Origin of the sequence: Streptomyces sp. NPDC058221, assembly GCF_042882365.1 — a bacterium.
Taxonomy (GTDB): domain Bacteria; phylum Actinomycetota; class Actinomycetes; order Streptomycetales; family Streptomycetaceae; genus Streptomyces.
This window is the reverse complement of the sequence record NZ_JBHVWF010000118.1, coordinates 20,946-27,289: the sequence shown is the minus strand read 5'-3', so window position 1 is coordinate 27,289 and position 6,344 is coordinate 20,946. Positions and strand designations below refer to the sequence as shown.

Genomic DNA, 6,344 nt, shown 5'->3' with positions numbered 1-6,344 from the left:
ATCGACATGGGCGTGGACAACGGCTTCGTACGCAAGGCCGGCGCCTGGTACACGTACGAGGGCGACCAGCTCGGCCAGGGCAAGGAGAACGCCCGCACCTTCCTCAAGGACAACCCCGATCTCGCCGACGAGATCGAGAGGAAGATCCTCGAGAAGCTCGGAATCGGGACATCGGCGAAGGCCGCGGTCACCGAGGGCGCGGGCACCGTCCCTGATGTCGCCGGGGCCTCGGTGGGAAACGCGGCCTGACCTGCGTGGGCGTGGCCCGGCCGGAGGTGTTCCGTCGCGCAGGGCCAGGCGTGCGGGCTCGGTGTCCTCGACGGCCAGGCGCACGCTGAGCGCAATGGAACGCCTGCCCGGTCCGAGGACCGGGCAGGCGTCGTCATGTTTGGTGCGGCCGGTCAGCCTGCGGCCGTCCTGCGCCGTCGCATCCGCCAGGCGAGGGCGCCGCCTGCTGCGACCAGGGCCGCGGCGATGGCGCTGATCAGCCCGACAGGGGTGTCGGAGCCGGTGTCGGCGAGGTCTCCGTCCGGGTCCTGCGGCTTGTGGGTGTTGCCGGGGGCCGGGGTGGAGGTGGTCGGGTCCGGCGCCGGAGTCGAGGGCTGCCCGGTCGGCGTCGGGGTGGGCTTGTCCGTCGGCTCCCCGGTCGGCGGACCGGTCGGGTCCGGGCCCGGATCGCTTCCGAGGTTGCCGGCACCGTTGCCGCCCATGAACGAGGTGGCGGTGTCCCGGTAGGCGGTCTCATCCCGTACCGAGGTCTGGGTGGTCTTGTCCCTCTGCGGATGCTGAAGGTTGAAGCGGGCCTGGGTGATGTTGCGCTTCTCCGCCTTCGAGAAGTCCACGCCGCCCACAGTGAAGGTGTAGACAGTGCCACCGGAGGGCCACTCGTACTTGAATTCGCCCTCGGTGAAGGACTTGCGCATCTCCTCCCACACCGTGCGCTTGTCCCAGTCCTTGTGGGGAGCCCGCAGCGGCCACCGGTCCAGGTTGTTGCTGTTGATGATCTTCCGGAAGTCGGTGGGCCGCTCGGCGTCCTGCTGGCGGATCCACTCAGCTGCCACGCGGGCCTTGTAGACGCGACGCAGGTCCGCGTACTTGGGGTCGTTGTTGACCTTTTTCTGGACCGCGGGCATGATCCACCGCTTCATCAGGCGGACGCTGTATTCCTTCTCCGCCTTGGTCAGCTTCTTGTCGCAGCGTTCGCCGGGTACCGGGGTGGTGAAGTCCATCGGCGCGTGGTTGACCTTCAGCGGCGCGTCGAGGATGTAGATACCGCCGTTCTGCTCGCGGACCTGGGCGCGGTCCGGGACGATCCAGTTACGGCCCGGACCCCAGCACGGAACGCCGTCGACCTTCGGAGCCGCGGCCATGAATTCCCGGCCCGGGGACTTCTTCGGGTTGAGGGCACGAGACCAGTCCCGCTTCATTTCCATGTCCGCTTCCAGCAGGACCCGGCCGGCGTCGGTCTCACCGAACGCCTTGTCCATGATCTTGTCGGGCTGGTCGGGATTGAGGTTCACCCACATGCGGTCCGGGGACAGAGCAAGCCAGGTGAATACCGCGTCCGAGGACATCTGAAGCTTCGCCTGCCCGCCGTAGCCCGGCTTCACGTCCGGGTTGGGCATGTAGTCGGCCTTGAAGCTGTAGTCGATGCCCTTGCCCTTGGCGGGGTTGCCTACGTACTGGAGTTCCAGAGTGGAGAAGTCCACGCCGCCTGGCCCGCGCCCGCCGGGGAATGCACCTCGGGTGCCCGCGCCCTTCGCGGCCTCTTGCAGGCGGCGGGCGTCGTTGGGCGTCGGTCCGGAATTGCGGGCGGCGGAGTTGATCGGGCCCCGGCCGCCCTTGTCCGGGTCCGGGTTCAGGATCGGGTCGTACTTGGTGTAGACGTTCGGCTTGCCGATCTGGGCCCGGCCGGTGGAACGGTGCTCACGCACACGCACCTGGGTTCGGTTGGTGCCGCGTTCCTTCTTCAACTCGTCATCGAGGGCCTTGGTGGCGTCCTTGGTGCCGTCTTCGGTCTTCATGCCGGTGACGTACGTCAGCCGGTGGTTGCGGTACTTCGGATCGCGCAGGATGGTGCGTTCGGCCTTGTACTGGTCGGGCCTGTGCTCACCGGTGGACTTGAACTCGGCGAACTCCTTGTTGGCCTTGTTGTAGGCGTCGAAGTCGCGTACGACCCACTTCCCAGTGGCGGGGTCCTTGACGCGGACCTTGACCTGGCACAGCCAGTCGGGGCCGACGAGGTTGAAGTCCTTGACGACCTTCGCCTCGAACCTGTTGCCGCGTGCGTTGACGACCTGGTTGCCGATGTACTTCACATCGCGCCAGGTCTTCCAGTCCGTGGTGGGCCTGGAACCGGAGAACTGCCGGTTGTAGCGGGCGTAGATCGCCATCGCCTTGTCGGCCGGGTTGCCGGACTTCTTGAACGCCGCGTCCCACTTCTTGACGTCCGCGTCGGTGTCCCCCGCCTTTTGCCTCTGGGCGTCGGTGGGGGCCTTGAGGTCGTCGTAGGCGGCGTTGGGGTTGGCGTAGTCATAGGCGGTCTCCGCGCCGGCGGCGATCTCGGAGAACTGGCTGGATCCGGGGATCTGCCCGTTGCCGTTGATCTCCTTGCCCAGCCACTTCTTGTCGCAGCGCGTGCCGCCGATGATCTCGGCGGACGCGTCGGTGACCGGAAGGCCGGGAAGGCCGGCTAACGTGACCGCGCAGGCCGCCGTGGCGGCCACAGCCAGACGCGCCCATATACGGCGCCGTCGGTGTTCGGGTGGCGCTATCGCGTAACTCACTCCTGCATCTTTCCCTTGGTCGGGGGGCAGTTGAGGGGTACGGCGAGGTGTACGGCGCGTAGTGCCCCCGTGACAACCGCGCCGCGGGCACCACCCTAGAACTTCAATCCCCTGCGACCGCAGGGGATATGAAGGTGTCGACACTTCCTCCACTCGTCGGTCCCATTCCGGAGAACGCCTTCCGCGTCAGTTGCCTAGAGTGGTGGGCATGCCCCCTGCCGACGAAGCGATACCGCAGCCCGCGCAGCAGCTCGATGCCTGGCTCCACGACCGCGCAGCGTTCTTCGAAGCCTGGCGCGAGGAGACCGGCTCCCTGCAGGGCTGGGACTTCAGTGAGGAATCCCTCGACATCCTCGAAACGCTCGTGCGCGAGAGGTTCAGTGAGGACGTGGAGGTCAGAACGGCCAAGACCAGCAGCTTCGTCCAGGGTGCCGTCTGGTACGTGGGAGAGACGGTACGACGCAACCGCGCCGCTTCCTGGATGTTCAATCCCCGCCACCTGGCGCCCGCAGGCCCAGCTCCTGCCCTGTTCGAAGGCACCCGAGGCCAGCAGGACACCCCTTCCATGAGCGGATCGGTCCGCGGGGGCGGCGACGGCGGCATCTACCCGCTCGGAGCACTGGTGGAACTGTTCTGGGAAGAAGACGACGCAGGCGAGCGCATCGAACCGCGTCTGAGAGACATTCTCGACTGCTTCGACTGAAGAAACGGCCCCGCTCGGGACGACCGGATGCGGTGGGGAATTCCGGGGCAGTGCGTGGCGTCGGCCTTCGAGACCTGGTGGTGGTCTTGAAGGCCGACGCTGTCGTGTGGGGGCAAGGTGACCGGTGACGAAGCTCGTCGCCGAACTCGCCGCTCGCAGCGATGTGGCGAGCATCCGCCAGGAGCGCACCTACAGGCTCGACGAGGTGCAGCAGACCATCCGAGCGGCAGCTCAAGACGCCTGACGCCCCTTCAGGTGTGCGGCGGTCCGAACCGGCGGCTGCCCCTCAAGGGCATGACGGTGATCGACGGCAGGGCCGCCCCCACCTACGGCCCGCCGACATCGTCATCGAGAACGGCCGGATCCGCTCGATTGGGTCAGCCCAGGAAACTCAGCCGCACCTGCCGGTCCGCATTGTCGACGTTCGTGTCCACGAGGCACACCGACTGCCACGTCCCCAGCTCCAGCCGCCCCGCGATCACCGGCAGCGTCGCGTGCGGCGGCACGAAGGCCGGGAGCACGTGGTCGCGGCCGTGGCCGGGGCTGCCGTGGCGGTGCTGCCAGCGGTCGTCGGCCGGAAGCAGCGCGTGCAGAGTGGAGAGCAGGTCGTCGTCGCTGCCCGCGCCGGTCTCCAGGATCGCGATTCCGGCTGTCGCGTGCGGGACGAAGATGTTGAGCAGGCCGTCACGGCCCGGGGCCGTCCGGGCCAGGAACTGCTCGCAGTCCGACGTCAGGTCGGTGACGGTCTCCGTCGTTCCCGTGGTGATGTGCAGGATGCTGGTGGTGAAGGCAGTGGACATGGCTTCATTCTGCTGCCCGTACCGCAAGATCGCGCGTCCACGTGCCGAGACACCATTGACCGTTTCCGCAAGGGATCGCTACGTTCAGCGCCATGTTCCGATCAGCTCTGCTCACTTCGCGCGGTCACATCGACCTGCTGCGGGTGGCCTCCGCCGCGTGTCGTCGCGGCTGCTGACGTTCCCTCTGCGCATGTCCCGTCAGTGACCGGGCGCGAGCCGCCCACCCGCTCCTGACGTCGTAAGCGTCCTGCCTCACCTCTCCCGTGACACTCCGCCCCGCCGAACGCCCGCGGTGGATCCCCCCGTGGACCCTGCCGGCACGGCGCCGCTGTCGTGTGTCCGGGTGCCGGGACACTCCCCTGCCCATGAACCGCTCGTGGAGCCCTCATGACCCTCGACCATGCTCTCGCCCCACCCGGCATATCCCCTGAATCTGCGAAATCCGGTGTGCCGGAGGATTCCGGCGGACGGCGTCCGCTCGACCTGGAGGCCGTGACTCCGGCCACCGTCCGTGGGGCGCGGCTGCGGAATGTGCCGCGGTGGCTTCGGCGTACCGTCGGCCCGCTGCTGCTGCTGGCCCTGTGGCAGATATCCAGCGCCACGGGTGTGCTCCATCCGGACGTGCTGGCCTCGCCCGGGACCATCGCCCGCGCCGGGTCGGATCTGATCGCCGACGGGACCCTGACCTCGGCCATGGGCATCTCGCTCCAGCGGGTGGCCGTGGGGCTGCTGCTCGGGGGCGCCGTCGGGACCGCGCTCGCGCTGGTCTCCGGGCTCTCCCGGCTGGGCGAGGACCTGGTCGACGCGAGCGTCCAGATGCTGCGCACCGTTCCGTGGGTCGGGCTGATCCCCCTCTTCATCATCTGGCTGGGGATCGGCGAAGCCCCGAAGGTGGCGCTGATCGCGCTCGGCGTGGCCTTTCATCTGTATCTCAACGTGTATGCGGGCATTCGCGGAGTGGATCCTCAACTCATCGAGGCCGGTGAGTCGTTGGGGCTCGGACGCTGGGGCCTGGTGCGGCATGTGGTGCTTCCGGGGGCGTTGCCCGGGGCCATGACGGGGCTGCGCTACTCGCTGGCGACCGCCTGGCTGGCGCTGGTGTTCGGCGAGTCCGTCAACGCGGACGCCGGGATCGGCTTCCTGATGAACCAGGCCCGTGAGTTCTTCCGTACCGACGTCATCGTGGTCTGCCTGGTCGTCTACGCCTTCCTCGGCCTCACCGCCGATGTCATCGTCCGCATTCTCGAAAGGCTGCTGCTGCAATGGCGACCGACCTTCACGGGCCAGTGACCGCACCCTCCTCCGCCGTGGCCGGCGGACTGCCGGAGGCCGCCGTACGCGTCGAGGGGCTGACCCGTTCGTTCGACGGCCGGGATGTCATCGACGGACTCGATCTCACTCTGCGCGCTGGGGAGTTCACCGTCCTGCTCGGACGCAGCGGATGCGGGAAGTCGACTCTTCTGCGGGTGCTCGCCGGGCTCGACCGGGAGATCCGGGGGACGGTTCTGGTCCCCAAGCGGCGGGCGGTCGCCTTTCAGGCGCCGCGGCTGATGCCGTGGAAGCGGGTCTGGCGCAACGTCCTGCTCGGTCTGCCGGGGAAGCCGGAACGCGCCGTGGCCGAGAAGGCGTTGGCGGAGGTGGGACTCACCGAGCGGTCCGGGGCCTGGCCCAGGACGCTCTCCGGCGGTGAGGCGCAGCGTGCCTCGCTGGCCCGGGCGCTGGTACGCGAGCCCGATCTGCTGCTGCTCGACGAGCCGTTCGGCGCACTCGACGCGCTGACCAGGATCAAGGCCCAGCAGCTGGTGGCCGAGCTCTGGCAGCGCCGGGGCTGTGCGGTACTGCTCGTGACGCACGATGTGGACGAGGCGCTGCTCCTCGCCGACCGTGCCCTGGTGATGCGGGACGGCGCCATCGCCTACGAGACGCAGGTCGCCCTGGACCGGCCCCGCAGCCCCGGTACCTCCGAGTTCGCCGCGCTGCGTACCCGGCTGCTCGCCGAACTCGGCGTGGAGGCACTCCCCATGCCCGCCGAGACCTCCTGAACCTCCCCTGCCC

At 68.4% G+C, this 6,344-nt stretch carries 6 protein-coding genes and 1 pseudogene; 5 read left to right on the top strand and 2 right to left on the bottom strand.

The window, feature by feature from the left end:
* Positions 1-249, top strand: a pseudogene (locus tag ACFVW8_RS29415) (DNA recombination/repair protein RecA); the annotation flags it as partial.
* A gap of 152 nt (positions 250-401) precedes the next feature.
* On the opposite strand, the gene ACFVW8_RS29410 reads toward ACFVW8_RS29415, so the two are convergent.
* Positions 402-2,726, bottom strand: coding sequence for a hypothetical protein (locus tag ACFVW8_RS29410; protein WP_389695234.1), 2,325 nt, complete (start codon positions 2,724-2,726; stop codon positions 402-404).
* A 268-nt stretch (positions 2,727-2,994) separates the two neighbouring features.
* Here ACFVW8_RS29410 and ACFVW8_RS29405 point away from each other — a divergent pair, with 268 nt between their 5' ends.
* The gene (locus tag ACFVW8_RS29405; RefSeq protein WP_389695232.1) at positions 2,995-3,489 is read left to right on the top strand and encodes a hypothetical protein; all 495 of its coding nucleotides are present in this window, start codon (positions 2,995-2,997) and stop codon (positions 3,487-3,489) included.
* Positions 3,490-3,866: 377 nt separating this feature from the next.
* Here ACFVW8_RS29405 and ACFVW8_RS29400 read toward each other — a convergent pair whose 3' ends face one another.
* On the bottom strand, positions 3,867-4,289 hold the full coding sequence (locus tag ACFVW8_RS29400) for a YjbQ family protein (protein ID WP_389695230.1): 423 nt from the start codon (positions 4,287-4,289) through the stop codon (positions 3,867-3,869).
* A 92-nt stretch (positions 4,290-4,381) separates the two neighbouring features.
* Between ACFVW8_RS29400 and ACFVW8_RS29395 the strand changes: the two genes are divergently transcribed.
* From ACFVW8_RS29395 to ACFVW8_RS29385, 3 genes are all read left to right on the top strand, one after another.
* Positions 4,382-4,465 carry a putative leader peptide gene (locus tag ACFVW8_RS29395; protein ID WP_350692898.1) on the top strand — a complete coding sequence of 28 codons (84 nt, stop codon included), beginning with the start codon at positions 4,382-4,384 and terminating at the stop codon, positions 4,463-4,465.
* Positions 4,466-4,676: 211 nt separating this feature from the next.
* Positions 4,677-5,579, top strand: coding sequence for an ABC transporter permease (locus ACFVW8_RS29390; protein WP_389695228.1), 903 nt, complete (start codon positions 4,677-4,679; stop codon positions 5,577-5,579).
* Positions 5,552-6,331, top strand: a complete 780-nt coding sequence (locus ACFVW8_RS29385) for an ABC transporter ATP-binding protein (protein WP_389695226.1) — start codon at positions 5,552-5,554, stop codon at positions 6,329-6,331. Before ACFVW8_RS29390 ends, ACFVW8_RS29385 begins: the two co-directional genes overlap by 28 nt.
* The last annotated feature ends 13 nt before the right edge of the window (positions 6,332-6,344 follow it).